The organism is Actinomadura opuntiae (genome assembly GCF_030283205.1).
GTDB lineage: Bacteria > Actinomycetota > Actinomycetes > Streptosporangiales > Streptosporangiaceae > Spirillospora.
This window is the reverse complement of the sequence record NZ_JASNWF010000030.1, coordinates 1-24966: the sequence shown is the minus strand read 5'-3', so window position 1 is coordinate 24966 and position 24966 is coordinate 1. Positions and strand designations below refer to the sequence as shown.

The 24966-nt window shown below is 71.0% G+C and carries 16 protein-coding genes; 6 read left to right on the top strand and 10 right to left on the bottom strand.

Annotated elements, in window-relative coordinates:
* Positions 1–76: 76 nt before the first annotated feature.
* Genes QP089_RS43010 through QP089_RS43000 form a run of 3 tightly spaced genes read left to right on the top strand, consistent with a single transcriptional unit; the run spans position 77 to position 2042 of the window.
* Positions 77–679, top strand: coding sequence for a recombinase family protein (locus QP089_RS43010; RefSeq protein WP_285920316.1), 603 nt, complete (start codon positions 77–79; stop codon positions 677–679).
* Complete coding sequence (locus tag QP089_RS43005) at positions 676–1125, top strand: hypothetical protein (RefSeq protein WP_285920315.1); 450 nt, start codon at positions 676–678, stop codon at positions 1123–1125. Before QP089_RS43010 ends, QP089_RS43005 begins: the two co-directional genes overlap by 4 nt.
* On the top strand, positions 1122–2042 hold the full coding sequence (locus tag QP089_RS43000; protein ID WP_285920314.1) for a hypothetical protein: 921 nt from the start codon (positions 1122–1124) through the stop codon (positions 2040–2042). Before QP089_RS43005 ends, QP089_RS43000 begins: the two co-directional genes overlap by 4 nt.
* 283 nt (positions 2043–2325) lie before the next feature.
* On the opposite strand, the gene QP089_RS42995 is transcribed toward QP089_RS43000, so the two are convergent.
* Together QP089_RS42995 and QP089_RS42990 are read right to left on the bottom strand one after the other, a co-directional pair.
* The gene (locus QP089_RS42995) at positions 2326–3210 is read right to left on the bottom strand and encodes a tyrosine-type recombinase/integrase (RefSeq protein WP_285920313.1); all 885 of its coding nucleotides are present in this window, start codon (positions 3208–3210) and stop codon (positions 2326–2328) included.
* Positions 3204–3878 (bottom strand): site-specific integrase, encoded by a 675-nt coding sequence (locus QP089_RS42990; protein ID WP_285920312.1) that lies wholly within the window; start codon positions 3876–3878, stop codon positions 3204–3206. The genes QP089_RS42995 and QP089_RS42990 overlap by 7 nt, the downstream gene beginning before the upstream one ends.
* Before the next feature lie 161 nt (positions 3879–4039).
* Here QP089_RS42990 and QP089_RS42985 point away from each other — a divergent pair, with 161 nt between their 5' ends.
* Positions 4040–4393 carry a hypothetical protein gene (locus QP089_RS42985; protein WP_285920311.1) on the top strand — a complete coding sequence of 118 codons (354 nt, stop codon included), beginning with the start codon at positions 4040–4042 and terminating at the stop codon, positions 4391–4393.
* Between the two features lie 178 nt (positions 4394–4571).
* Here the strand turns inward: QP089_RS42985 and QP089_RS42980 are convergent, their stop codons facing one another.
* The 3 genes from QP089_RS42980 to QP089_RS42970 form a co-directional block, all read right to left on the bottom strand.
* Entirely contained in the window at positions 4572–5555 is a 984-nt protein-coding gene (locus tag QP089_RS42980; RefSeq protein ID WP_285920310.1) for a threonine ammonia-lyase, read from the bottom strand.
* A 136-nt stretch (positions 5556–5691) separates the two neighbouring features.
* Entirely contained in the window at positions 5692–6837 is a 1146-nt protein-coding gene (locus QP089_RS42975; RefSeq protein WP_285920309.1) for a ParB/RepB/Spo0J family partition protein, read from the bottom strand.
* A gap of 655 nt (positions 6838–7492) precedes the next feature.
* Positions 7493–8950: an amino acid adenylation domain-containing protein gene (locus QP089_RS42970; protein WP_285920308.1), complete on the bottom strand. Its 1458-nt coding sequence runs from the start codon at positions 8948–8950 to the stop codon at positions 7493–7495.
* A gap of 113 nt (positions 8951–9063) precedes the next feature.
* Here QP089_RS42970 and sbnA point away from each other — a divergent pair, with 113 nt between their 5' ends.
* Positions 9064–10038 carry a 2,3-diaminopropionate biosynthesis protein SbnA gene (gene sbnA, locus QP089_RS42965; protein ID WP_285920307.1) on the top strand — a complete coding sequence of 325 codons (975 nt, stop codon included), beginning with the start codon at positions 9064–9066 and terminating at the stop codon, positions 10036–10038.
* 63 nt (positions 10039–10101) lie between these two features.
* On the opposite strand, the gene QP089_RS42960 is transcribed toward sbnA, so the two are convergent.
* The gene (locus QP089_RS42960) at positions 10102–10314 is read right to left on the bottom strand and encodes an MbtH family protein (protein WP_285920306.1); all 213 of its coding nucleotides are present in this window, start codon (positions 10312–10314) and stop codon (positions 10102–10104) included.
* Positions 10315–10483: 169 nt separating this feature from the next.
* On the opposite strand from QP089_RS42960, the gene QP089_RS42955 reads away from it, so the two are divergent.
* Positions 10484–11287, top strand: coding sequence for an alpha/beta fold hydrolase (locus QP089_RS42955; RefSeq protein ID WP_285920305.1), 804 nt, complete (start codon positions 10484–10486; stop codon positions 11285–11287).
* 59 nt (positions 11288–11346) lie between these two features.
* Here the strand turns inward: QP089_RS42955 and QP089_RS42950 are convergent, their stop codons facing one another.
* The 4 genes from QP089_RS42950 to QP089_RS42935 all read right to left on the bottom strand — a co-directional run bounded on the left by QP089_RS42950 (position 11347) and on the right by QP089_RS42935 (position 24959).
* Positions 11347–13725: an aminotransferase class I/II-fold pyridoxal phosphate-dependent enzyme gene (locus QP089_RS42950; RefSeq protein WP_285920304.1), complete on the bottom strand. Its 2379-nt coding sequence runs from the start codon at positions 13723–13725 to the stop codon at positions 11347–11349.
* Positions 13722–14777 (bottom strand): 4-hydroxyphenylpyruvate dioxygenase, encoded by a 1056-nt coding sequence (gene hppD, locus QP089_RS42945; RefSeq protein ID WP_285920303.1) that lies wholly within the window; start codon positions 14775–14777, stop codon positions 13722–13724. Before hppD ends, QP089_RS42950 begins: the two co-directional genes overlap by 4 nt.
* 39 nt (positions 14778–14816) lie before the next feature.
* A complete protein-coding gene (locus QP089_RS42940; RefSeq protein WP_285920302.1) occupies positions 14817–16400 on the bottom strand; it encodes an MBL fold metallo-hydrolase in 1584 nt (527 codons plus the stop codon).
* A gap of 357 nt (positions 16401–16757) precedes the next feature.
* Positions 16758–24959 carry a non-ribosomal peptide synthetase gene (locus QP089_RS42935; protein WP_285920300.1) on the bottom strand — a complete coding sequence of 2734 codons (8202 nt, stop codon included), beginning with the start codon at positions 24957–24959 and terminating at the stop codon, positions 16758–16760.
* Positions 24960–24966: the final 7 nt, after the last annotated feature.

The following is a 24966-nucleotide window of genomic DNA, read 5'->3' as shown; positions in this document are numbered from 1 at the left end:
CCTGCGGCAACGCCGTCTCAGATAGGTGGTCCGCAAACATGTCCGGTGAAGGGGGCCTAAACGGTACGCTGCGCGGGTGGGAGAACTCATCGGCTACGCCCGCTGCTCAACCGTCCTGCAAGACCTCACCGCCCAGACCGAGATCCTTCTCGGACTCGGCGTGCCTGAAGACCGCATCTACCTCGACAAGGGACTCACCGGCACCAACCGGGAACGGCCCGGCCTCGACCAAGCTCTGGCCGCCGTCCGCGCCGGCGACACCCTGGTCGTCCCCAAACTCGACCGGCTCGCCCGCTCGGTGCCCGACGCCCGCGACATCGGCGACGCCCTCGTCGACCGCGGTGTCCGGCTGTCGCTCGGCGGCAGCATCTACGACCCGGCCGACCCGATGTCGAAGATGTTCTTCAACATGCTGGCGGTGTTCGCCGAGTTCGAAGCCGACCTGCTCAAGATGCGCACACGCGAGGGCATGGCCATCGCCCGCTCCCGCGGCAAGCTCAAGGGCCGCGCACCCAAACTGACCGCACGCCAGCAGGCCGAGCTCGTACGCATGCACGCCACCGGCGACTACACCATCGCCGAACTGATGGAAGTGTTCACCGTCGGCCGCGCCACCGTTTACCGCACCCTGGACCGCGCCGCGACCACCGGGCACGGCCATGCCACGGACGCGTCATGACCACAGGCCTGCGCGTCATCGACTTCACCCTCCGGCGGCGACCCGACCTGCAGATCCACGAGGTAGTGCCCACCATCGACGGTCAGCTTCTCCTCGATCTGATCGACCGATTCGAGGTCGGCGCAGACATGCGGCCGGCCGGTGGCGCCTACGGCGGCCTCATCCCTGCGTACTACCGCTACGGCCCACTCAACGAGCACTTCCTGGGCAAGGAGAACCCCGGACTCGGCCCCAACACGGCGGTGCTGGGCTGCGAGTGCGGCGAGGTCGGCTGCTGGCCGCTGATGACCCGGATCACGCCGACCGGGAACCTGGTCGTCTGGGACGGCTTCTACCAGATACACCGTCCATCCCGCGACTACACGGGCTTCGGGCCCTTCCTGTTCGACCGCGCGCAGTACGACCAAGCGCTCGACGCCCTGCTCCGGGCCGAAGGGACGACATGAAGCACCACGAGACCGCGCTTGATCGGGACGTGGCCGCGCTGCTGGCGGCCAGAGCGTTCACCGAGATCCGTTATCTGGCCGACGACGTGCAGCGCAGATCCCCAGACAGTTCGATTGAGGAGGACCTGGAGCGCATCAGGTTCCTGGCCGATCTGTGCCACAACCTGCCCGGGATCGCCCGGCCACGCCGCTGGCGGCCGTCCCGCAAGGGCGCTCCCGCCAGCAGCATTGAACAGGCGATGACCCGACGGCCGATGGGCTGGACCTGGCATACCACCGGCCCGGAAGGACGCGCATGGATACTGGACCACATCAAGCACGACGGGCGAACCTGGACGCCACCGCCGCCACTCCCGACCCGCCGCAAGGGCCCAGCGCCGCTGACGCTGCGGCAGCGGACCAGCATGCTGATAGGACGCTGGCCGGTCAAAGCCCCGTCCGGGCACCAGCCGCTGCCCTCAGAAGCGCACGTTCTCAAGGCCCTGGACACCGACGCCGTCTGCGCACTGTACGAAGAGCCCGGACAGCTCCAACTCGGCCTCGGCAAAGGCGCACCACACCTCCGGACCCACCTGGACCCCGAAGGGACCCACTACCTGGTCCCGGATCCGGCGAGCTACTACTGGCCCGGCAACCCGGACGGCCGAGACGGCAAGATCCGCTGGTGGCAATGCACCGCACTCCTACGAATGTACGACGGCGAACAGGTCACCGGCATGATCGCCGTACTCCCAGAGACCTTCACAGCATTGCCCTCGAATCTGCCCCGACGCGAACAGCTACGACTCGTCCACCGCGCTCGGTCCACCGAGCGAGACACCTACCTCTGGGGCCGAGACCACAAGTCCGAATGCGGCCCACAAGTCTGCGGCTACATCCCCGAAGCCTCGATCAACCAGCCTCCACCGACCACCTGACGTCGCAGCCATTCCACGCTGTGCAGAGGCCTTCGGACATCTGTGCAGAGAACTTCGGAAATCGACAGGCGGTCGCGGGGCGGACTGACCGCCAAGGTCCACCGGACCGCCAAGGCCGGCCGCCGAGGGGCTCAAGCAATGGTGCGGCATCGCCACCTACTGCGACGAACTCGCCCACCACTACTGCGCAGCGATCGTCCTGGTCACCGCCCTTGCTGTAGACCAACGCATTATCCACCGGACGCGCCCTAGCAGGCTGAGGTCTCAGAGTGCGGCTGGAGCATTAGTTGCCGGTTGGGATTTGCATGGCGGTGAGGGTGTCGGTGACCAGATGTAGGTCTCGGCGAGAGGTTGAGCTTTCGGCTGCGATCCGGCTTGCGAGAGGAGGGTCGATCATGGCTTGCATGCGGTTCATCATGGCCTCCATACGCGCCAGCATCGCCTCCTGCGGGCCCGGCTGCTTGGCCTCGTACCCCAGCAGGATGTTCATTGTGGTCGCTGCGGTTTCGCTTTCCTCGGCCAGCGCCCACACGTAATGGGTGGTGGAGGTCAGATCGTTGTGCCCCAACCGCGCCTGCACATCGGGCAGCGGCACGCCGTGTGCCAGCAGGAGCGAGGCGTGGGAATGGCGCAGTTGGTAAGGGGTGATGTCGACACCGACGGCCTTGCGGGCGGGGATCCAGATGGCGCTCCACTCGCTGGACGCCAGGTAGTCGTTGCCGTCCCGGCGGACCCGCTGACGGGTGACCTTGCCTTTTCGGGCCATCGCCCGCACCCGGTACGCCGATCGAGCGTCCCGGTATGCCTGCACGCACGGGCCGCACCTGCAGCCGTGCTTGCTGTACGTACTGACCTTGGTATGAGTCACCCATCCACCGGTGACCGGTGAGACGAAGATGGTCTTCGCTGCGGCCTGCATCTCCTCTTCAGTGCAGCGCGGGAGGTTGACCCAAGCGGTGTCCGGCATGAACAACCGGACCGGAAAGATCAGGTCACCGGTTTTCAGGCCGTGTTCTTGTACGTGAGCGTGGATCTTCTCGGCCAGCGGCCTGCCGATTTTGAACCGGCGGTGTTCACCGTTCTTGGTGTAGGGGCGGGTCACGAACCGGCCGCCGGTCGGGTGGAACTGCTGCGCCACCTCCACAGTGGATCGGCACACCTTCAGCATGCCGGTGTCGTAGTCCAGATCTCCTCCTGGAAGGAGATCGCCTCACAGAAGCGAACTCCGGTGGAGATGATGTACTCGGCGAACAGCCGCTGCGTCGGCAGCGGCAGCTTGTCGCACAGCTCCCAGAACACCGTCTCGTTGATGACTTTGATGTTCTTGTGCGCGGCCTGTTTTCCGACATTGAGTCCTCGGACCGGGTTGTCGCTGCGGTAGCCCAGCCGAATTGAGAGGCCGAGCATCGCCGAGAGCACCGTCCGGCAGGCCCGCCGTGTATTCACCGTCTGGCCGGCATCTGCCAGCCAGGTGAAGTTCTGGATGGCGCGAGCGGAGTCGAATGTCGCGACCCGGTCGGCTTTCAGGTAGGGGTGGACATGGTTGATCCAGGTTCCGAAGTAGGTCTGCATGGTGTTCGGCTCGACCCGGTGATGCCGCTGGAAGATCGGCCAGAACTTCTCGAAGGTCATCGCGCGCCTCTGCGTCGGCGTCATCTCCCCCAGGACTCCGCTCTCACGTCTGTTCTGCTCCCGGCGAGCCGCTGTCAGCGCCTCCAGTTCGTTGTCGTAGGTGCCGGCCGACCGAGGCGCCTCGGTCCTGTCGTAGTACATCCCCGTGTACCGGGTCGCCCCGGTGCGCTTGCTTACCTTCCTGACTACGTACGGCTGTCGCATCGACTCCTCCTCTCAACCGGAGAACGAGTTAGCGAATCGGCTAGCGGACTGCCTGGTACAGCCTCACACCAGCCACCACCACGCGCGATTAAAAGGTATGTCTACCTGCGATTTGATCTTAAAATCAACAGCGCTGCCGAGTCTGGGAGGGCTCCGGCAACGTGGCGTCGCTGGACGTGCTGCGCGCCATGGCCAAGGAGCCGCAGACCGTCGAGGCGTTCTTCACCGAGGTCGGACGGGCCGCCGGAGCCGACCCGCGCCTGGACGCCGCCGTCACCGAGGTCAAGGACTCCCTCCAGGACTTCGCCACCCTCCAGGTCCGCGCCCGCCGCGTCGTCGAGCGCATGGCCCTCGTCCTGCAGGCGTCCCTGCTGGTTCGGCACGGACACCCGGCCGTCGCCGACGCCTTCTGCGCCACCCGCCTCGCCGGCGACTGGGGAACCGCCTTCGGCACCCTCCCACCCGGCCTCGACCTGTCCCCCATCATCGACCGCGCCACCCCGAAACTCGGCTGAGCCCGCGTTCAGAACCAGCCTTCGCAGCCCGTCGAGCCACCACTTCGACCCGCCCGCGATCACCCACAGCAAGATCATCCGCTGGCATGTCGGCTAGCGGTGCTGGAGGAATTGGGTACACGGGGCCAGGCATCAGCGGTGACCGGCGGCAGGACGACGCCGCCTGGGGGCTCACGTGTCAGGTCAGGGCCGCGACCGGGTCCGCCAGCAGCGAGGTGATCAGACTGGTCTCGACGTTGCCGCCGGTCAGCAGCACGCCGACATCGTCGCCGAGTTCCGGGCCCAGGTCGATGGCGGCGGCGAGCGCGGTCGCCGCGGCGGGCTCAACGAGCAGCCGCGCGTGCAGCAGCGCCGCCCGCAGCGCATCGGCGATGGCGGCCTCGGGGACCGGCACGATCCGGTCGACGGCGTCGCGGGCGATGCCGAACGGGAGCGCACCGACGCGGTCGGGGCGCAGCCCGTCGGCGATCGTCAGGCCCGCCGGTACCGTGACCGGCCTTCCCGCGCCCAGCGCCGCGGCGAAGGCCGGCACGGCCGCCGGCTCGGCCCCGACGACGTCGATCGCGCGGCCGGACACCGCCAGACATGCGCCCGCGATCGCGCTGCCACCGCCGATGGGCACGACGATCGCGTCCAGGCGGCCGCCCTCGTGCTCGACCTGCTCGATCAGCTCCGCGGTGGCGGTTCCCTGCCCCACGACCACGGAGCGGTTCTCGTAGGGATCGACCACGCTGTAGCCGTCCCGTTCGCGCAACTCGTCCAGGACGGCGAGCCGGTCGGCGAGCGTGGTCCCCGCCGTCACGACACGGGCACCGATCTCACCGAGCCGCCGGACCTTGTTCGGGAGGGCGTCCTCCGGTAGCACGACCGTGGTGGCCAGCCCCTGCCTCCGGGCGGCGAGGGCGACCGCGATCGCATGGTTGCCCGTGCTCTGCGCCAGTACGCCCCGGCCGCCGCAGGCCGCGAGCCGCGTGGTGGCCAGGAGAGCGCCGCGAATCTTGAAGGAGCCGCCGAGCTGGAGGTTCTCGGCCTTCAGCCACAGCCGGGTTCCGGTGGCGGCGTCCAGGAAATCGCACCGCACGACGGGAGTCCTCCAGACAAGGCCGGCGAGCCGCTGCGCAGCGCGGCCCACCTCGTCGGAGCCCACAGAGGAAGTCTGCATTTCGCGCCTCCACGATCCAGTCGGGTCGACTCGGACTCCGTCCGTTCATGGGTGCCCGAGCGGTACGGGGAGCAGATGACCGGTGCTGACGGCGCCGCCTCGGTTCCGGGGCGGCGCGGTCAGGCCGTCGTGTCGGTCAGTGTGCCGCCTGCCGTCCTTGCATCCACGGATCGGCGATCTTCGCCCGCAGATCCAGTTCCCGGGCGAAGTCGAGCCACATCTGCGAGTTCTGCCGGGCGATCTGCATGGCCAGGACGAGGCAGTGGGAAGGCACCGAGGCGACGAAGTTCGGCATGTCCGTCGCGCCGGCCGCGTTCTCTCTCAGCATCCGCAACAACCGCCGCCCCTGCTCGCTGTGACGCAGCGACGGATCGCGCAGCAGCTTTTCCAAAGCCACCATCGCCGAGAACGACCGGGCCTCGTCCGAGTCGCCGGCCTTCCTGCCGGTCTTCTCCTGGTCGAGAGCCTGCGCCGCTTTCTCCGCGGATCCGGTTTCCCGGTCCACCGCCAATTTGCTCCGGTTCTCCAGGACGGGCGGACCGGAGACCGGCGGAGAGCCGGAGGAGCCGTGCGACGGAACCGGCTCCTCACCACGTTCCAAACGCCTGCGCACGTCGAGCGCCGTCGCGGGAGATATTCCGGCCAGCCTGGCCACCTGGCGCAGCGAGGTCTTGGGATTCTCCCGCATCAGTTCCGCGGCCCGCCGCCTTCCCTCTCCGCTGTTGAGCGGGCGAACCCGCCCGTCCCGGCCCACGCGGGCCTTCAACTGCGGGACCGCGTCGGTCGAGCGGCGCAGTTCCGCCACGGCGCGCGTGCCGAGGCCGGTCGTCTTCGCGACGGCCCGGTCGGACATGTCCGGGTGCGACATCAGGATCCGCAACGCCGCGGCGTGCCGCTCCGCCTGGGTGAGCGGGAGGCCGTGCCGGACGTTGGCCTCCACGCCGCGCAGGAACGCGTCCTCGGGACTGCCGTCGAAGAACACGACCTCGACGGTCGCCTGCCCCTTGAGGGAGGCGGCCATCAGCCGATGGAGTCCGTCGATCACCTGCATCGTGCGCCGGTCCACCAGGAGGGGCGGAAGGGGGCCCTCCACCTGCGACAGGCGCATCACATGCGCCTTGTCCTCGCCTTTGAGGCGAGGGGAATCACCGGGTCGCAGTGCCAGGACCGAGACGGCGACTATCTCTGGCGGGCTGTTCTCGGTAGATATGGGGTCGGTATCCGGATCGGCCTGAACACCCTGAGATTCCCCCGGAGCCGAACTGCCTGGTACCTGATCCACGCTACACACCTCTGAAGCACTTGGCCTGAGTGCCGACGACTCCTGCGGCAGGCGGTTCGGGAGCGCAGGGAGTCGTGCCTGCATATCCACACATTATGCCAGCGAGCCGCCACCATTCAGTTCATTGTCGCCGGGCAGGGTCTGCGAATCGCTGGTCTTATAACCAGCAGAACTCCTTAAGCGTGCTCACACGTTATCCGACCCGACTACGATCTTCAAAGACCCCCTGAACACATTCCTCTCCGCTTCTGATTGGTCACACTCCGCCAGGCGGCCGCGGATTCGGCCTCGACGCCGCGCCATTGAACTGGACACCACGCCACATATATGCAGTCCGGCACCGAAGTCACGGGACACCGCCCCGCCGCCCGCGCGGACGGCCGCCGGCGGGCGGCCGAGCTGGTATCACATGACATATTTCCCTTTGGCGCATCTCGCGTTCACGCCCCGCACGTTCAACTTCGGCGCCCGCGTCAGTTGAACGAGTGAAGCCTGCGCACCGATCACCGGTGACGTGCGCCGCGATTGGGCGGAAGTACGGCGAAGCGATTCGAGGAAACGCGAGAAAGGTTCATCGACCGCGCTTTGGGCCGGTCCCCGCGCACCGGGCGGGCCGGCCCCGCCGTCCCGAGTCGCGTAGTCCCCGGCCGTGTCTCTAGGGGACCTCGTGGACGACCACGGCGACCGCCCCCACGCTCGGGTGGCGCTGCAGGACGGCCTCGATCTCACCGAGCTCCATCCGCACTCCCGCGATCTTGACCTGGCGGTCGACCCGGCCGAGGTACTGCAGCGTCCCTTCCGGCAGGACCTTCACGGCATCGCCGGTCCGGTACAGCCGGCCCGTGGGGGTGGAGGCGAAGGGGTCGCGGTAGAAGGCGTCGCGGGTCCGGTCGGGGTCGCCCGCGTAGCCGCGGCCGACTCCGGTGCCGCCGACGAACAGTTCCCCCGCCTCGCCGCGCTCGCAGGCGCGCCAGCCGTCCTCCTCGTCGCGCAGCACGTACAGCTGGGTGTTGATCACGGGTGTCCCGATGGGCAGCCGCAGCAGTTCCAGGTCCGCGGCGGCCACCGTGTGGTGGGTGACGTCGTCGGAGCATTCGGTGGGGCCGTAGGCGTTGACGAGTCCGGCCCACGGCACCTCGTCCAGCCAGCGCCGGGCCACCTGGGTGGGCAGTTCTTCCCCGGTGGCGAGCATCCATCGCAGGCCGCCGAGCGCACCGGTGTCGCGGGCCCCGGCCAGATCGTCGAGCAGCAACCGGACCATGGTGGGGACCAGCTCCACGATGGTGACGCCGTGCTCGGCGACGCGCCGGGCGAACGCCGCCGAGTCATAGCAGGTGGCGTCGCCGACGACCGTGACCTCGCCGCCGCACAGCAGCGGGCAGAGCATCTGCCAGATGGAGATGTCGAAGCCGAGGGGCGCGGTCTGCGCCAGCACGTCGCGGTCGGTCATGCCCAGATCGACGATCTTGGCGTACAGGTGGTTGATCATCCCCTGGTGCTCGACGACCGCGCCTTTCGGCGTGCCGGTGGAGCCGGAGGTGAAGAGCATGTAGCGCGGCTGATCGAGCCCCGTCACCCGGGCCGGGCCCTCCCAGGGGGCGCACTCCTGCGCGTCCGCCGCGCGGACGACCGGCACTCCCGCGGACCGCGCGCCCTCGGCGAGCGCGGATGACGGCTCCGGGCGGCCCGCGGTCACCAGGACCACCGCCCCGGCCCGCTCCAGGACGTTCGCGACGCGCTTGGCGGGCCAGTTGCCGTCGGCGGGGACGTACACCGCGCCGAGCAGTTCGATCGCCAGGAACGCCGCGATCACCGACACGCCCCGCTGCCCGCCGACGGCGACGACCGCGCCGGGTCCCACGCCCTCGCGGTCCAGGAGGGCGGCGATACGGCGCGCCTCGGCGGCCAACCCGGCGTAGGTGAGCCGCCGCGTCTCGTCCCGGACGGCGGGACGGTCCCCGGGGGTCCGCTCGACCCGGGTGATCACCGCGTCGGCGAGGTCGACCCGGTGGTCGCGGGTCAGCGCCAGCGCGCGGGCGCGCTCGACGTCCGCCGGCGCGATCCGCAGCCGCGGGAGGCGCCCCTCGCCCAGCAACCCTTCCAGGATCCCCATCAATGCACTCCTCAGAAAACGCGACCGAGTCCGGTTTTCTGGATGCTAGACGAGCCTTGCCGTTTATGTCGCGCCCTTGTACGGTCCTTTCGGCCGTCAAATGGAGAAACATCGTGCCTATCATCGGCTCCCCGGACGAATTCAACGTCGAGGATCTGTATATCGATCTGCGCGCGGCCACGGGCGCCGCTCTGCATCTCAAGTGCGAAGGGTTCAACTTCGCCGGATCGGTGAAACTCAAGGCGGCCGTGGAGATGGTCGCCGCGGCGGAGCAGAGCGGTCTCATCGAGGCCGGGTCGGTTCTGGTGGAGTCTTCGTCGGGCAATCTGGGCATCGCGCTGGCGGTCATCGCGGCCAGCCGCGGCTACCGGTTCGTGTGCGTCACCGATCCCCGCTGCAACACCGCGGCGCGTCGGCTCATGCGGTCGCTGGGCGCGGAGGTGCGGGTGGTCGGGACGCCGGACGACGCCGGCGGCTACCTGGCGAGCCGGATCCGCCACGTCCGCGAGCTGTGCGCCGCCGACGACCGCTACGTGTGGCTCAACCAGTACGCCAACCCCGACAACTGGCGTGCCCACCACCGGCGGACCGCGCCCGCGATCGAGCACGCCTTCCCCGGTCTCGAAGTGCTGTTCGTCGGTGCGGGGACCACCGGGACGCTGATGGGATGCGCCCGGTACTTCAAGGAGCGGCGCGCCCCCGTGACGATCGTGGCGGTCGACGCGGCCGGGTCGGTGACCTTCGGGGGCGTCCCGGAGCGGCGCATGGTGCCCGGCCTGGGCACCAGCGTCCGGCCCGCGCTGGTCGACGAGTCCTACATCGACGACGTGGTGCACGTCCCGGAGGACGACACCATCCGCACCTGCCGCTCGCTGGCCGCGCGGGGCTTCCTGTTCGGCGGCTCGACCGGGACCGTGGTCAGCGGTGCGATCGGCTGGCTGAAGGAGAAGTATCCGGGCGAGGAGCCCGTCGCGGTCGCGATCTCCCCGGATCTCGGCGAGCGCTACCTGGACTCTCTCTACTCGGACGAGTGGCTGAGCGAGCATTTCGGCGACATCGAGCCGGCCCCTGCAGGCGAGGCGGAATGAGGAAAGCCGTGCGGCAGGCCCGAGCGGGCCGACCACACGGCTTCCGTGCGCCTTCTGCGGCTCCTACTCGCCCTCCATCGCGGCGATGAGGGATTTGGGCCGCATGTCCGTCCAGTTCTTCTCGATGTAGTCGAGGCATTCCTGCCGCCCGGCCTCGCCGAAGACCTTCTCCCAGCCCTCGGGCACGTCGACGAACACGGGCCAGAGGGAGTGCTGCCCCTCGTCGTTGACGAGGACCAGATAGCTGGCGTCGGGATCCTCGAACGGATTGGTCATCACGCCGTCCCTTCTCGGTGCTCGAAGGGCCACTATGGCCCAGGGCACCGCGGCGGCGTCAACCGCTCGGCCGCCCCGTTCAACTGCGCCGGAGCGTCGGTTGACCAGCGCGAACGGCGGCGGGGCCACCGCTTGATCAACGCGGCGGGGCGCTGGGATGGTGAGCGCCATGCCCTTCGCCACCGCCAACGGAATCCGGTTGTCCTACCAGCGTTCGGGAAACGGCGAGCCGGTGCTGCTCATCATGGGGTCGGGTGCCGCGGGCCGGGTCTGGACCCTGCACCAGACGCCCGCGCTCAACGAGGCCGGCTACGAGACGATCGTCTTCGACAACCGCGGCATCGCGCCGTCGGACCGCCCGCCGGGCAGGTACACGCTCGCCGAGATGGTCGCCGACACCCGCGGTCTGATCGAGGCGCTGGAACTGGGCCCGTGCCGGGTGGTCGGCACCTCCATGGGCGCGATGATCGCCCAGGAACTGGCGATCGAGGCACCGTGGCTGGTCCGCTCGGCCGTCCTGCTCGCGCCCCGGGCCCGCGCGGACGCGACCCGGCGGGCGATGTGGACCGCCGAGCACGCGCTGCGCGAGGCCGGGATCACGCCACCGCCCGCCTACCTCGCGTTCCGCAGTGCGCTGGAGATGCTGTCCCCCGCGACGCTGAACGACGACGCCGCGGCCGCGGGGTGGCTGCAGGTCTTCGAGCTGTCCGGGGCCGCCGAGCACGTCGCCGACGGCCAGCGCTGGGTGGACATGATCGAGGACCGCCGGGACGCGCTGCGCCGCGTGGGCGTCCCCTGCCGGGCGATCGGCTTCGCCGACGACCTGATCTGCCCGCCGCACCTGGTGGCCGAGGTGGCCGAGGCCATTCCCGACTGCGACTACGTGCAGGTCTCCGGCTGTGGTCACCTGGGCAACCTGGAGCGTCCCCAAGCGGTCAACGACGCGATCATCGAATTCTTCGACAAGAACTGAGATCGCAGACCTGCCGCCGCGAGCGGCCGGGCCCAGGTCATCGGTTCGACGGGGGGCGGCTACCCTGCCTGGGCCCGGATGAAGCGTGCCAGGCGGTGGATGCCGTCCCGGACCTGGTCGCGGGTCAGGTAGCTGACCGACAGGCGCAGGCTGTGCTCGCCGCCCCCCTCCGGGTGGAAGTAGGCCATCGGCGTCCAGACGACGCCGAACTCCTCCGCAGAGCGCACCAGCGCGGCGTCGTCGGCCCGGAACGGGACGTCGACCGACAGGAAGAAACCGCCGCTGGGCTCGTTCCACCGCACCCCGTGCTCGGCACGGTCGCCCTCGGGAAAGCACTCCTCCAGTCCTTCCAGGGCAAGGCGCATCAGGTCTCCGTAGTGCGCCGCGGCCGTGGCGTTGTACCGCGCCGTCCCCTCCTCCGCGGCCAGCAGCATCCCGGCCACCACGGCCTGGCTCACCGGAGAGGTGTTCAGCGTCACCATGCTCTTGATCTTGTTGAGCTCGTCGGCGAGCAGCCCGGCTCCTGCGACCGGCTGGTCGGCGACGGCGAATCCGACCCGTGCCCCGGGGAACAGGGTCTTCGCGAACGAGCCGAGGTGCACGACCCGGTGGTCGCGGTCGAGCGACTTGAGGGTCGGCAGCTGCCGTCCGGGGCTGACCATCCGGTAGGGGCTGTCCTCCAGCAGGAGCACGTCCAGGCGGGACGCGATGTCGAGCAGCTCACGGCGCGCCTCGATCGGCACGGTGGCGCCCGATGGATTGGCATGGTCGGGAACGAGGTAGAAGGCGCGGGGCCGGCGCCCGCGCGCCCGTTCGGCCAGCACCGCCGCCTCGACGTCGGCGGGGCGCGGGCCGCGCTCGCCCTCGGCGACCGCGCGCACCGGGACGTCCAGGAGCCGCGCCGCGCCGGTGATGCCGACGTAGCACGGGCTGGAGACCAGCAGCACGTCGTCGGGACCGGCGATGAGCGCGCGGACGGCCAGCAGCATCGCCTCCTGGCAGCCGGCCGTCACCACGATCGCCTCGGCCGGTACGTCGACTCCCTCGTTGCGGCGCAGCCAGTCCGCGATCAGCTCGCGGATCTGCCCGCCGGTCGCCCCGTACTGGAACAGCGCCGAGCGGACCTGCGCCGGCGTCGCACCGGACTCCTCCAGGTGGTCCAGGTAGCGGCGGAGGTGGGTGAAGACCTGCTCGGTCTCGAAGAACTCCTCGGTCGGCCGGCCCGGCGCGAACGAGACCGCGTCGGGATACCGGTGGGTGATCTCGTTGAGGAAGGTCATCGTGTCGAGCAGCGGGTCGGAGACACTGCCGTGCAGGTCCCGCCGGCGCAGTTCGGCGGGCCCCGGGCGCACCGGGGCCGGCGCGCGCGCGGCGTCCGCGGGGGGCCGCACCAGCTCGGGACCCGCCTCGCCGGCGGAACGGGTCCCCGTCAGCGCCATGGCCTCCGCGAGTTCGGCGGCGATGATCTCCAGGACGTGGGTCGCCCCCTTCTCCCCCGCCACCGCCAGGCCGTGCAGCACGGGGCGTCCGAGCAGCGCCGCGTCCGCCCCGGACGCCAGGGCGGCCAGGACGTCGGTCCCGCGCCGGATCCCGCCGTCGACCAGGACCGGGACGGCTCCCCCGACGGCCGCGGCGACCTCGGGCAGCACCTCCAGGGTCGGCGGGGCCCCGTCCAGCTGCCGCCCGCCGTGGTTGGACACGACCACGCCGTCCGCGCCGGCCTCGACGGCGCGGCGCGCGTCCGCCCCGGTGAGGATGCCCTTGACCAGCACCGGCAGCCCGGCTACCGAGCGCAGCCAGTCGATCACCGACCAGTCGAGGCCGGCGTCGAAGGCGGCGAGGGCGTGCCCGCCGGGAGAGGCGAAGCCGTCACCGGGCAGGTTGGCGGGGGCGATGCCCGCCGGGAGCCGGAACCCGTGCCGGACGTCGCGCGGGCGGGTGCCGAGCCGGGGGGCGTCCGCGGTGAGCACCAGTGCCTCGAACCCGGCGGCGGTCGCGTCCTCGATCAGCTTGCGCGTGGTGTCGCGGTCGCGGAAGCAGTACACCTGTAGCCACAGGGGCGCGGACGCCGCCGCCGCGATGTCGGCGAAGGTGCGGCCCGCGAACGTGCTCACCACCAGCGGGACCCCGGCCGCGCCCGCGGCCCCGCCGGTGGCGACCTCGCCGTCCGCGCACGCCAGCGTGTGGTAGGCCATCGGTGCGATCCCGACCGGGATCGGCCAGCGGCGGCCGAGGATCCGCACGCCCGCGTCGGGCGTGCCGGGTCCGGCCAGCACGCGCGGACGGAGCCGGACCCGGTCGAAGGCCTCCACATTGCCCTTGAGGGTGCGCTCACCGCCCGCCCCGCCCTCCAGGAAGTCCCAGACGGCGGGGTCGAGAACGGACCGCGCCGCCTGCGCGTAGTCGTCCAGCGTGACCGGGGCGCCGATGCCGCTCATCCGGCGGCCAACCGATCCCGCTCGACCGCCTCGTACAGCGCCCGGATGTTGGCGCTGCCGAATCCGCGGGATCCGCGGCGCTGGATCAGCTCGTAGAACAGGGTGTCCCGCTCATGGGGGGAACGGCTGAACAGCTGCAGCAGATGCCCCCATTCGTCGCGGTCGGCGAGCACCTGGGCCTTGCGCAGCCCGGCGACCTCGCCCCGCATCTCGGGGAAGCGTTCGGCGAGCATGTCGTAGTAGGTGTCGGGAGTGCCGAGGAAGTCCATGCCGCGGCCCGCGAAGGCGCCGACGGCCCCGACGATGTCGTCCACCAGAAAGGCCAGGTGCTGTACGCCGGGGCCGCCGTTGCGCTCCATGAAGGCGTCGAGCTGCCCGGGCTCGGTGCCCGGGTCCGGCGCGCACAGCGTGAAGACGGCGTGCCCGCTGTCGCTGCGCACCACGATCGAGTCCATGGCCTGCGCGCCGAGGGCGACGTACTCGCTGGAATAGCGGTCCAGACCGAACCCGTCGCGGTACAGGTCGGCGTGGTGCTCCAGCAGCCCGCGCCCGATGCACACGGCGACGTGGTCGAGCAGGCGGACGTGCCCCGGCGCCGTGGGCGGCGCGGTGTCCCCGAGCGGTTCGGGGCCGCCGGACGGCCCCGGCGCGGTCATCCAACGACGGCCCGGCGGTGGCGCCGGCAGGTCCCCGGCAGAACGGGGCACCAGCGTGTGGACGACCTCACCGAAGCCCGTCACGACCGGGACGCCGCGTTCGGTGCGGGCCGGGCCGGCTCCGGCCGCGACCGCCGCGTCCCAGGTCGCGGCGACGTCGTCGCATGTCAGCGCGATGTCGGCGACGCCGTCACCGTGCCGGTCCAGGAAGCCGGCGACGCCCCGGCCCGAGGTGACGACCAGCTGGGTCGTGCCCTGCCGCAGCAGCACCGAGCTGCGGTCGGCCTCCACCGAGTCGGCGACGCGGGTGAAGCCCATGGCCTCGACGAAGTAGCCGACGACCGGCACCTTGTCCCTTGCGAACAGCTCAACGTAGGCGATGTCCTGCACGGCCATGGGGCCTCCTCGGAACGGATGATGGACGGGGCCGTGCTGCTACCAGCGCCATTCCTGCTGCCTGAACAGGTGGCCGGCCCTGATGCCGTGGTCGCCGCACCAGGTCAGGAACTCCTCCACCTGCTTGAGCTGGTAGGTGTCCTCGTTGTAGGTGGTCGCCATGACGTGGCCGAGCCAGTCCTCCTCGCCCATGGCGTAGACGTAGGCCTCCTTGGCGCCGAGCTCGGTCATGATGGCGGCGGCCTGCTCGGCGTTGGAGCCCGACAGCTTGCGCGAGTTGCTCATCTTCTTGGTGACCGGGACGGTCAGCAGCGCCTGGTACAGCCAGGTGAGCGGGGCGCCGTCGCACTCCATGCCGAGGAAGGCGAAGTCCGCGGTGCCGAGGTGGTTCCTGATGTAGCGGTACAGGACCGGGTCGATGCCCGAGGAGTCCGCCCCGACGAAGACGTTCTTGCCGGCCAGCTCCACCCAGTACGTCGACTTCGCGCGGATGTCGAGGTCGCAGTGCTCGCCGAGGAAGGGGGTGGCGGTGACCTTTCCGCCGGGGAACTCGACCTCGTCGAAGTCGTCGACCTCGATGACGGTGAAGCCCTGGTGTTCGAGCATCAGCGCCATCGACGGGTCGGCCAGGTTGCCGCGCGAGGAGCGCGGGACGACGATCGCGCCGACCCGGCCGCGCAGCTGCAGCAGCGTCTCCAGCACGATGTGGTCCTGGTGCCCGTGCGTCACCACGACGAGGTCGATGTGGTCAGGCAGGTCGTCCAGGGTGTAGCGGTCGCCGGCGCTGCTGTCGGCGCTGATGAACGGGTCGCTGACGATGGCGGCCTCGGGGGTCTGGAGCACCAGGCAGGCGTGGCCGAAGTAGCGGATGCGCCCGCCGGCGGAGATGTGCCGGTCCTCCGACAGGCTCGGCCGCTCGCTGAGCATCGTCGACAGCCGTGCGGCCTGCGCGTCGTCGAGTTCCAGCGCCTCGCGCAGCTGGTCGAGCGTGGCCGGCTGGACACGGGACTTGAACAGCGCGGCCAGGCCGGGGTGCCGGAACGGGATGTCCAGCTCCAGGACGTCCGGCGACGGCAGCCGCGGTGTGCTCAGGATGAACGGCCGCTCGATCCCCGTCTCGAAGGACAGCTGGACGGACTGGCGCTCCTCGGCGTAGACGGGGCTCTTGTAGACCAGCGGCTCGATGAAGCGCAGCTGCGCGTGGTTGTCGGTGTCGTAGGCCAGTTCCACCAGGCCGTTCAGCTCGGCGGGGAGCTTGGGGTACAGCGGCGTCAGGTCGAACCCGGTGGCGTTCGCGCGCAGCAGCTCCTGCCCGGCGGAGACCGCCTCGGCGAACTTCAGCATGTCCGCCCGGTCGCGCTTGATCGCGGCGAGCAGGTCGCGGACCTCGGCGGCGCGTTCCTCGGGGATGTTGATGAAGTAGCCGCCGCGCAGTTCGGGGTTGTTGCTGGCCGCCACGTGCACCTGCGGCGACTGCAGATAGGACTCCAGCAGCGGTACGTGCAGGAACGCCAGGTTCATCGCCGCCTGCACCGGTGCGACCGTGTACGGCCAGGCGACGAACCTGTCCACCAGCGGCTCGACAATGACCTGCGATCGCAGAAACAGCTTCTCGCTGCCCATCTGCGCTCCCTCCGACAGAACCCGACAGGACGGCCGGCACGCGGACCTGTGCGCCAATTCGCGGTGGCGTGAAGCCATCGGCGATAAACATTGGACGACCGGCATTCGGCACCGCCGGGCGAAAAGTACGAAGCCGCCGCGTGCGGCGCATATTCCGCTAGAGAGAATGACGCGGTGCGCGCCGCCGATCAATGCTCAGGATCGTCCAGCGGGGTGAACATACGGAAAGGCCGCGGCAGATCGGCGCGCGAAGCCGGTGAAATGTTCGACTGCGATACGCACGGCAGTTGAACACCGACGGCGAGGGACGCCGCCGGCCGCGCGGCGCCGATGGGACGCCCTGCGCCGGCGGGGCCGTCAGGAGCCGGGTTCGAGCCACTCCGAAACGGCGGCCCACACCTTCCCGAGGTTCTCGGCCCCGGCCATCTCGTAATGCGTGCAGTCGAGGGCGACCCGGTCGATCCCGCCCGTCACGTACGGCTCCCAGCCGTCGACGTCGAACCGGGCGTCGGTCTCGCCGCCGGCCGCGACGAGCACCAGCGCGCGGCCGTCGAACCGGCCGTGCTCGTGCTCGATCTGGATCACCCGATTGTTGCGGACGATCCGCGCGATCGCCCGGTACTCCTCGTCGGTGGCCGCTCCGAGCGCGTCCCCCGCCTCCCGCCGCACGGCCTCCACCAGCTCGCCGAGGTCGGCGTCCGCCACCTGCGCGGCCTCCGCGCCGGGCGCGGCGTCCGGGCCGTGCTCCCAGGGGTACTGGTCGAGGATCACCAGGGCCGCGACCTCCTCGCCGGCCGCCCGCAGCTGCACCGCCATCTCGTGGGCCGCCAGCGCACCGAACGACCAGCCCAGCAGGTGGTAGGGACCGTGCGGCTGCACGGCACGGACCTGCGCCACGTAGTCCGCCGCCATGTCCCGGATCGAGCGCGGCGGCTCCGCCGTTCCGTCCAGCCCGCGGGCCTGCAGCCCGTACAGCGGGACGTCCGCGGGCACGAACCGGGCAAGCGGCATGTAGCACCAGCTCACCCCGCCTTGGGGGTGCACGCAGTAGAAGGGGGGCCTCGTTCCCTGCGTGCGGATCGGCAGCAGGACGTCCATCGCGTCCCGCATGGACGACAGGCTCATCCGCTTCATCAGCTCGCCGACGGTCGGCGCGGCGAACAGGTCGCGGACCGCGATCGACGTGCCCGCCGCCCGCAGCCGCTCCACCAGCCGCACCGCCAGCAGCGAGTGCCCGCCCAGGGCGAAGAAGTCGTCGTCCACCCCGACCGTCTCCAGACCGAGCGCGTCGGCGAACGCCCCGCACAGGACCTGCTCGAACGCGGTGACGGCCCAGTTCGCGGCCTCCCCGCGCGCCGCCGCGTCCGGGACGGGCAGCGCCTTGCGGTCCAGCTTCCCGTTCGGCATCAGCGGCAGCGCGTCGATCACCACGACCGCGGACGGCACCATGTAGCCCGGCAGCCGGTCCTGGACCGCGGACCGCACGGCCTGGCCCAGGCCGTCGGCCTCCGCGCCGGCCGCGGGCACGACGTACGCGACCAGCCGCCGGTCGCCGGGGACGTCCTCGCGGACCAGGGCCACGGCCTGCGCCACGGACGGATGCCCGGCGAGGACCGCCTCGATCTCGCCCAGCTCGACCCGGAACCCGCGGATCTTCACCTGGTCGTCGATGCGACCGACGTAGCGGAGTTCGCCCGCGGACGTCCACCGCACCACGTCGCCCGTCCGGTACATGCGCTCGCCCGCGCCGAACGGGCATGCGACGAAGCGGCCGGCGGTCAGCCCGGGCCGCCCCAGATAGCCGCGCGCCATGCCCTTGCCCGCGATGTACAGTTCTCCCGCCACGCCGGGCGGCACCGGGTTGAGCGCGGCGTCGAGCACGTACACCTGCGTGTTCCCGATCGGCCCGCCGATGGACGCCACGTCCGGCGCGCCGGGCGCCATGACCTTGGCCGTCGACCAGACGGTCGTCTCCGTCGGCCCGTACAGGTTCGTCAGCGTCGGCGTCCGTTCGAGAAGGGTGCGCGCGAGGTCGGCGGGCAGCGCCTCCGCCCCGATCATCGCGCGGATCCCGCTCCAGTCCACCGGATCGCCGGCGTCCGCCGCGAGCCCCCGCCACAGGCTCGGCGTGGCGTGCACGATGGTCGTGCCCGAGTCCCTGACCAGCGCCCGCAGCGCCCAGGGGTCCAGCACCTTGTCCTGCGGCGCCAGCACCAGCCGCGCACCGGTGACCAGCGGCAGGTAGAACTCGAAGCCCGCCATGTCGCAGCCGTGCGTACTGACCGCCAGCAGCCTGTCGTCCTCGGTCAGCGCGAAGGCGTCCTGCATCGAGGCGAGGAAGTTGACGATCGCGCGGTGCTCGACGAGCACGCCCTTCGGCCGCCCGGTCGAACCGGAGGTGTAGATGACCCACATGGGATGCTCGGCCCGCAGCGGCCGGCACCGCTCGGAATCGGCGAGCGCCCCGCCGGGAAGCGCCGCGACCTCGGCAGAGACGGCCGGGGCGTCGACCACGATGACGGGCACCCGGTCCGCGCCGTCCCCGCCCGCGACCTCGAAGTCCTCCAGCCTGTCGCGCGCGCTCTCCCCGGTCAGCAGGCACACCGCGCCCGAGTCGGCGATGACGTAGGCGATCCGGCCCGCCGGGTACGCGGGGTCGATCGGCAGGTAGGCGGCGCCCGCCTTCACGACGGCCAGCAGGGAGACCACCAGGTCCACGGTGCGCTCGAAGACCACCGCGACGATCGACTCCGGCCCCACCCCGCGGCCCACCAGGTAGCGGGCCAGCCGGTTGGCGCGGGCGTCGAGCTCGGCGTAGCTCACCTCCGTGTCCCCGCACACCAGGGCGGCGGCGCCGGGGCGGCGCGCGACCTGCGCTTCCAGCAGGTCGGCCACCGTCGCGTCCGGCACGTCCAGGCCGGTGTCGTTCCAGTCGGCCAGCATCCGCGCGCGTTCCGCCGGTTCCAGCAGGTCCACCGCGCCCAGCCGGACGTCCGGGTCGGCGGTCACCGCGTCCAGCACCCGGACCAGCCGCTCGGCGATCCGCGCGACCGACCCGGGCTCGAACAGGTCGGCGGCCCCGGCGACGGCGCCGAACATCCCGGCCGGCGCGCCCTCGCCGTCGAACGCCTCGGCGACGTTCACGTCCAGGTCGAACTTCACCACCGAGGTGCCGGGCTCCTCCTGCGACGGCACGCCGCCGCGGGCCCCGAGACCGGGCATGTCGAGCACCGCGTCGTCGGTGTTCTCCAGCAGCAGCATGACCTGGAACAGCGGGTGCCGGGCCATCGACCGCGCCGGGGACAGCTCCTCGACGAGCCGCTCGAACGGCACGTCGGGATGGGCGAACGCGCCCAGCCCGGCGGACCTCACCCGCGACAGCACCTCGCGGAACGTCGGGTCGCCCGCCAGGTCGGTCCGCAGGACGAACGTGTTGACGAAGTAGCCGGCCAGGTCGTCCAGGGCCTCGTCGGTCCGTCCGGCCAGCGCCGAGCCGATCGGGATGTCGGTGCCGGCGCCGAGCCGCGACAGCAGCACCGCCAGCGCCGCGTGCAGCACCATGAACGCGGTGACCCCCTCGGCGCGCGCCACCTCCGCGAGCCGTGCGTGCACCTCGGCGGGGACGTGCAGCGGGACGGTGTGGCCCCGGTGCGAGGCGACCGGCGGACGTGCCCTGTCGAAGGGCAGATCCAGCTCCTCGGGCACCCCGGCGAGCGTCTCGCGCCAGTACGCCACCTGCGCGGAGATCAGGCTGTCCGGGTCCGCGGAGTCGCCCAGCACCTGCCGCTGCCAGAGCGCGAAGTCGGCGTACTGGACCGGCAGCGGCGCCCGGTCCGGGGCCCTTCCCGCACGGCGCGCGGTGTACGCGGCGGACAGGTCCCGCGCCAGCGGCGCCCATGACCAGCCGTCGGCCGCGATGTGGTGCACGACGACGACGAGGTGATGCTCCTCCGGCCCGGTGGAGAACAGCCAGGCCCGCACCGGGATCTCGGCGGACAGGTCGAAGGCGTGCCGCTCGGCCTCGGCGACGGCGGCGGGCAGGTCGGCCGGAGCGACCTCGGCGGTGCCGAGCTCCCAGTCCAGCTCGTCCGGATCGAGGATGCGCTGGTAGGGCTCCCCGTCGGCCACGGGGTAGACCGTCCGCAGCACCTCGTGCCGCGTGAGCAGGTCACGGAAGGCCGCGTTCATCGCGTCGGCGTCCACGGGCCCGGACAGGCCCGTGCCGACCGGGATGTTGTAGGTGGCGCTCGGGCCTTCGAGCTGAGCGATGATCCACATGCGGCGCTGCCCGTACGACAGGGGCGTGTGTTCGGGGCGCGGCCGTGCGGTGAGGGGCGTTCGGGCCCGGCCGGCGTCGTGCAGGCGGGCCGCCAGGGCGGCGACCGTGGGGGCCTCGAAGACGGTACGGACCTCGATCTCCACGCCCAGCACCGCCCGGATCCGGCTCACCAGCCGGACCGCCAGCAACGAATGACCGCCCAGGGCGAAGAAGTCGTCGTCGACTCCTACCGCGGGCAACCCGAGAACGTCCGCGAACGCCAGGCAGAGAATCTCCTCCTGGACGGTCCCGGCGCGCCGGCCGCTTCCGACCTCGGCCGAGTAATCGGGTGCGGGGAGGGCTTTTCGATCGAGTTTGCCATTGGACGTCAGAGGCAACGCGTCGAGCGCGACGATCGCCGTCGGCACCATATGCTCGGGCAGACGGGCGGCGACGAACTCCCGCACGCCTTCGACCTCGCCATCGGCGACGACATAGGCGACCAGCACGTCGTCCCGGGCTACCACGGCCGCCGCCGCGATCTGCGGATGGGCTCCCAGCACGCCCTGAACCTCGCCCGGCTCGACCCGGAAACCCCGCACCTTCACCTGATCGTCGACACGGCCCAGGAACACCAGCGCGCCATCGGCGGTCCATTTGACCCGGTCGCCTGTGCGGTACATCCGCGCACCCGATGCGAAGGGACACGCCACGAACCGTTCCGCCGTCAAACCCGGCCGCCCCACATAGCCCCGCGCCACCTGAGCACCGGCCACGTACAACTCACCCGCGACACCCACGGGAACCGGCTCCAGTCCCGCGTCCAACACGTAGAAAGCAGTGTTCGCCACCGGGGATCCGACCACGACTTCAGCTGAGGTAAGCCGGGCCGTGGCGACACCGATCGTCGTCTCCGTCGGACCGTAGTGATTGAACACCTCACAACGGCCCGCGCCCACCAACTCCGCCACGAGTTCAGGCGAGGCCGCCTCCCCGCCCAGCACCAGCGAACGTCCCGGCGCGACCGCGGATCCGCCGAGCGCCGCCAGATGCGACGGCACGACCTTCATGAAATCGATCGCATGCTCGGCCACATATGCCGCGACCGCATCGGGATCAGTGACCGCGCCCTCGTCCAGAATGTGCAACTCGCCACCCGACGCCAGTGCGGCGAACACCACCGTGTTCCCCAGGTCCGTCGCCTGGCCCTGCAGCAACGCATACCGGCCCCGGCCGAACCCCACGCGCTCCGGAACCGAGGACACGTAATTCAGCAGAGCGCCGTGCGTGACCGCCACACCCTTCGGACGCCCGGTCGAGCCCGACGTATAGATCACATACGCCGAACCGTCCCGCTCCACCCCGACGCCCGGTGCGGTACCACCGAACATGGCGACCAGCGGATCGTCCACCGTCACCACGCGCACCCGCCCCGCCGGCAGGTCGTCCGCGAACTCCTCATCGGTCAACAGCAGAACGGCGCGCGCATCCGACAACATGAACGCGATCCGCTCCGCCGGCAGACCCGGATCGACCGGCAAATACGCCGCTCCCGCCTTCCACACTCCCAAAATCGCGGCCACCGAGTCGACGCCCCGCCCAAGGCACAAGGCCACCACCGACTCGCGCCCCACACCCTGCGCGATCAGGAAGCGCGCCAACCTGTTCGCGCGCTCGTCCAACTCGGCGAACGGCACCCGCTCACCATCGGCCACCACCACCGAACCCGGCGCATCGGCCACCCGCCGCTCGAACAGATCCACCACCGAACCCGACGCGACATCGGCCGCCGTCGCGTTCCAGTCGACCAGCACCCGATCCCGTTCGAGATCGTCGACGACCTGCACCGCACCCACGCGGACACCCGGGTCCGCCGAGACCGCCTCCAGCACCCGCACCCACCCGGCCGCGAAACGACCGGCCCACACCTCGTCGAACACGTCCGCCGACACCGTCACCGAACCGCCCAGACCGGCCGGAACACCCCCGGCACCGAACCCCTCCCCGACCATCACGTCCACGTCGAACTTCGCTCCGCGCGCCCCGTCGGACACCTCGTCGGCGCTGACGCCCGGCATGTCCAGCACGGCGTCGACGGTGTCCTGCTTGGTCAGGACGACCTGGAACAGCGGATGGCGGGCCATCGACCGCGCCGGCGCCAGCTCCTCCACCAGCCGCTCGAACGGCACGTCCTGGTGGGCGAAACCGGACAGGGCCCGCTCCCGCACCCGCCCCAGAACCGTGCGGAACGCGGGGTCGCCGCTCAGGTCGGCGCGCAGCACCAGCGTGTTGACGAAGCAGCCGACCAGGTCGTCCAGGGCCTCGTCCACCCGCCCGGCGTTCGCCGACCCGATCGGAACGTCCGACCCCGCGCCCAACCGCGACAGCAGCACCGCCAGCGCGGCCTGCAACACCATGAACAGCGTCACGCCCTCGGCCCGCGCCACCTCCAGCAACCGCGCGTGCACGTCCGCGGGAACGCGCAGCCGCGCGGTGTGCCCCTGGTGAGAGGCGACGGCCGGGCGGGGCCGGTCGAACGGCAGATCCAGCTCCTCGGGAGCACCCGACAGCGCCTCACGCCAGAACGCCACCTGCCGCGAGATCACACTGTCGGGATCGGACTCGTCGCCGAGCAGCTCCCGCTGCCACAACGCATAATCCGCGTACTGCACCGGCAACGGCGCCCACCCGGGAGCACGCCCCTCGCAGCGCGCCGCATACGCCACCGAGAGGTCACGTGCCAACGGCCCCAGCGACCAGCCGTCGCTGGCGATGTGGTGCATGACGAGGACGAGGACGAGTTCGCCCGGTCCGGCATCGAGCAGCCACGTGCGGAAGGGGATGTCGGTGGCCACGTCGAAGGCGTGGTCTTCGGCCCGCGCGACGGCTCCGGCCAGCTCCTCGGGGGCCACCCGCACCACCGGCAGGTCCCAGTCCAGCTCCTCGATGTCGAGGACGCGCTGGTAGGGCTCGCCGTCCGCGGCGGGCAGCACGGTGCGCAGGATCTCGTGCCGCCCCAGCACGTCGCGCAGCGCCGACCGCAGCGCCTCGCGATCGACGTCGCCGGTGAGGCGCAGGGCGACGGAGCTGTTGTAGGTGGAGCTCGGCCCCTCCAACTGCCCGATGAACCAGAGCCGCTGCTGCGCATACGAGAGCGGGATCCGTTCCGGGCGATCCCGCCGTGCCGTGAGCGCGGCGCGCGCCGGGCCCTTCTCGACGAGCAGGGCCGCGAGCAGGGCCGGGGTCGGCGCGTCGAACAGCGCGCGCAGCGACACCTCGACGCCGAGCAGCGTCCGGATCCGGCTCACCAGCCGCGTCGCGAGCAGGGAGTGTCCGCCGAGCGCGAAGAAGTCGTCGTCCGCCGCGACGCCGTCGATGCCCAGCACCTGTGCGAACGCGCCGCAGATGAGCTCTTCGCGGACGGTCGAGGGGCCGCGTCCGGCACCCGCGCCGCTGGTGAGGTCGGGTGCGGGCAGGGCGTTGCGGTCGAGTTTGCCGTTGGCGTTCAACGGCAGCGCATCCAGCACCACCACCGCCGACGGCACCATGTACCCCGGCAGCCGCTCGGCCACGAACCGGCGCACCGACTCCGGCAGCCCTTCAGGATCGGCGGCGGCCACCACATAGGCGACCAGCCGCTCGTCGCGGGCGATCACCGCCGCCTGAGCGACGTCCGCATGCGCGGCGATCACCGACCGGATCTCGCCCGGCTCGATCCGGAAGCCCCTGACCTTCACCTGCTCGTCCGACCGGCCCAGGTACTCCACCTGCCCGCCGGCGTTCCACCGCACCACGTCACCCGTGCGATACAGCCGCTCACCCGCCCCGAACGGCGACGCCACGAAACGCTCCGCCGTCAGACCCGCACGCCCCAGATACCCTCGCGCCAAGCCCCCGCCGCCGATGTACAGCTCTCCGGCGACGCCCACGGGAACGGGCTGAAGGTGCCCGTCCAGGACGTACAAGCGCGCGCCGGCGACGGCTCGGCCGATCGGCACGACACTTCCGAGTTCGCCCTCCACGAACCAGGCCGCCGCGTACACCGTCGCCTCGGTCGGCCCGTAGATGTTCGCCACCCGGGCGCCGGGCAGAGCCGCGCGGATCCCGGCGGCCAGCTCCGCAGGCAGCGCCTCCCCGGCCAGGACCACCGCCTCCGGACGGACGTTCCACTCGATGTGCGCCAGGGCGGATGGGACGCCGCTGACCAGGCTGACGTCACCGACCCCGTCCGCCAGCGCCAGCAGATCGGGCACCACCTCCACACACCCACCCGACACCAACGGCCCGAACAACTCGAACACCGACACA

Bases quoted from the DNA above. Each gene is read 5' to 3' on its own strand.
- hppD (WP_285920303.1), bottom strand. From the start codon at position 14,777: ATGGCCGTGCAGGACATCGCCTACGTTGAGCTGTTCGCAAGGGACAAG.
- QP089_RS43005 (WP_285920315.1), top strand. From the start codon at position 676: ATGACCACAGGCCTGCGCGTCATCGACTTCACCCTCCGGCGGCGACCC.
- QP089_RS42940 (WP_285920302.1), bottom strand. From the start codon at position 16,400: ATGGGCAGCGAGAAGCTGTTTCTGCGATCGCAGGTCATTGTCGAGCCG.
- QP089_RS42980 (WP_285920310.1), bottom strand. From the start codon at position 5,555: ATGCAGACTTCCTCTGTGGGCTCCGACGAGGTGGGCCGCGCTGCGCAG.
- QP089_RS42950 (WP_285920304.1), bottom strand. From the start codon at position 13,725: ATGAGCGGCATCGGCGCCCCGGTCACGCTGGACGACTACGCGCAGGCG.
- QP089_RS42955 (WP_285920305.1), top strand. From the start codon at position 10,484: ATGCCCTTCGCCACCGCCAACGGAATCCGGTTGTCCTACCAGCGTTCG.
- QP089_RS42995 (WP_285920313.1), bottom strand. From the start codon at position 3,210: ATGCTGAAGGTGTGCCGATCCACTGTGGAGGTGGCGCAGCAGTTCCAC.
- QP089_RS42970 (WP_285920308.1), bottom strand. From the start codon at position 8,950: ATGGGGATCCTGGAAGGGTTGCTGGGCGAGGGGCGCCTCCCGCGGCTG.
- QP089_RS42960 (WP_285920306.1), bottom strand. From the start codon at position 10,314: ATGACCAATCCGTTCGAGGATCCCGACGCCAGCTATCTGGTCCTCGTC.
- QP089_RS42990 (WP_285920312.1), bottom strand. From the start codon at position 3,878: ATGCGACAGCCGTACGTAGTCAGGAAGGTAAGCAAGCGCACCGGGGCG.
- QP089_RS43000 (WP_285920314.1), top strand. From the start codon at position 1,122: ATGAAGCACCACGAGACCGCGCTTGATCGGGACGTGGCCGCGCTGCTG.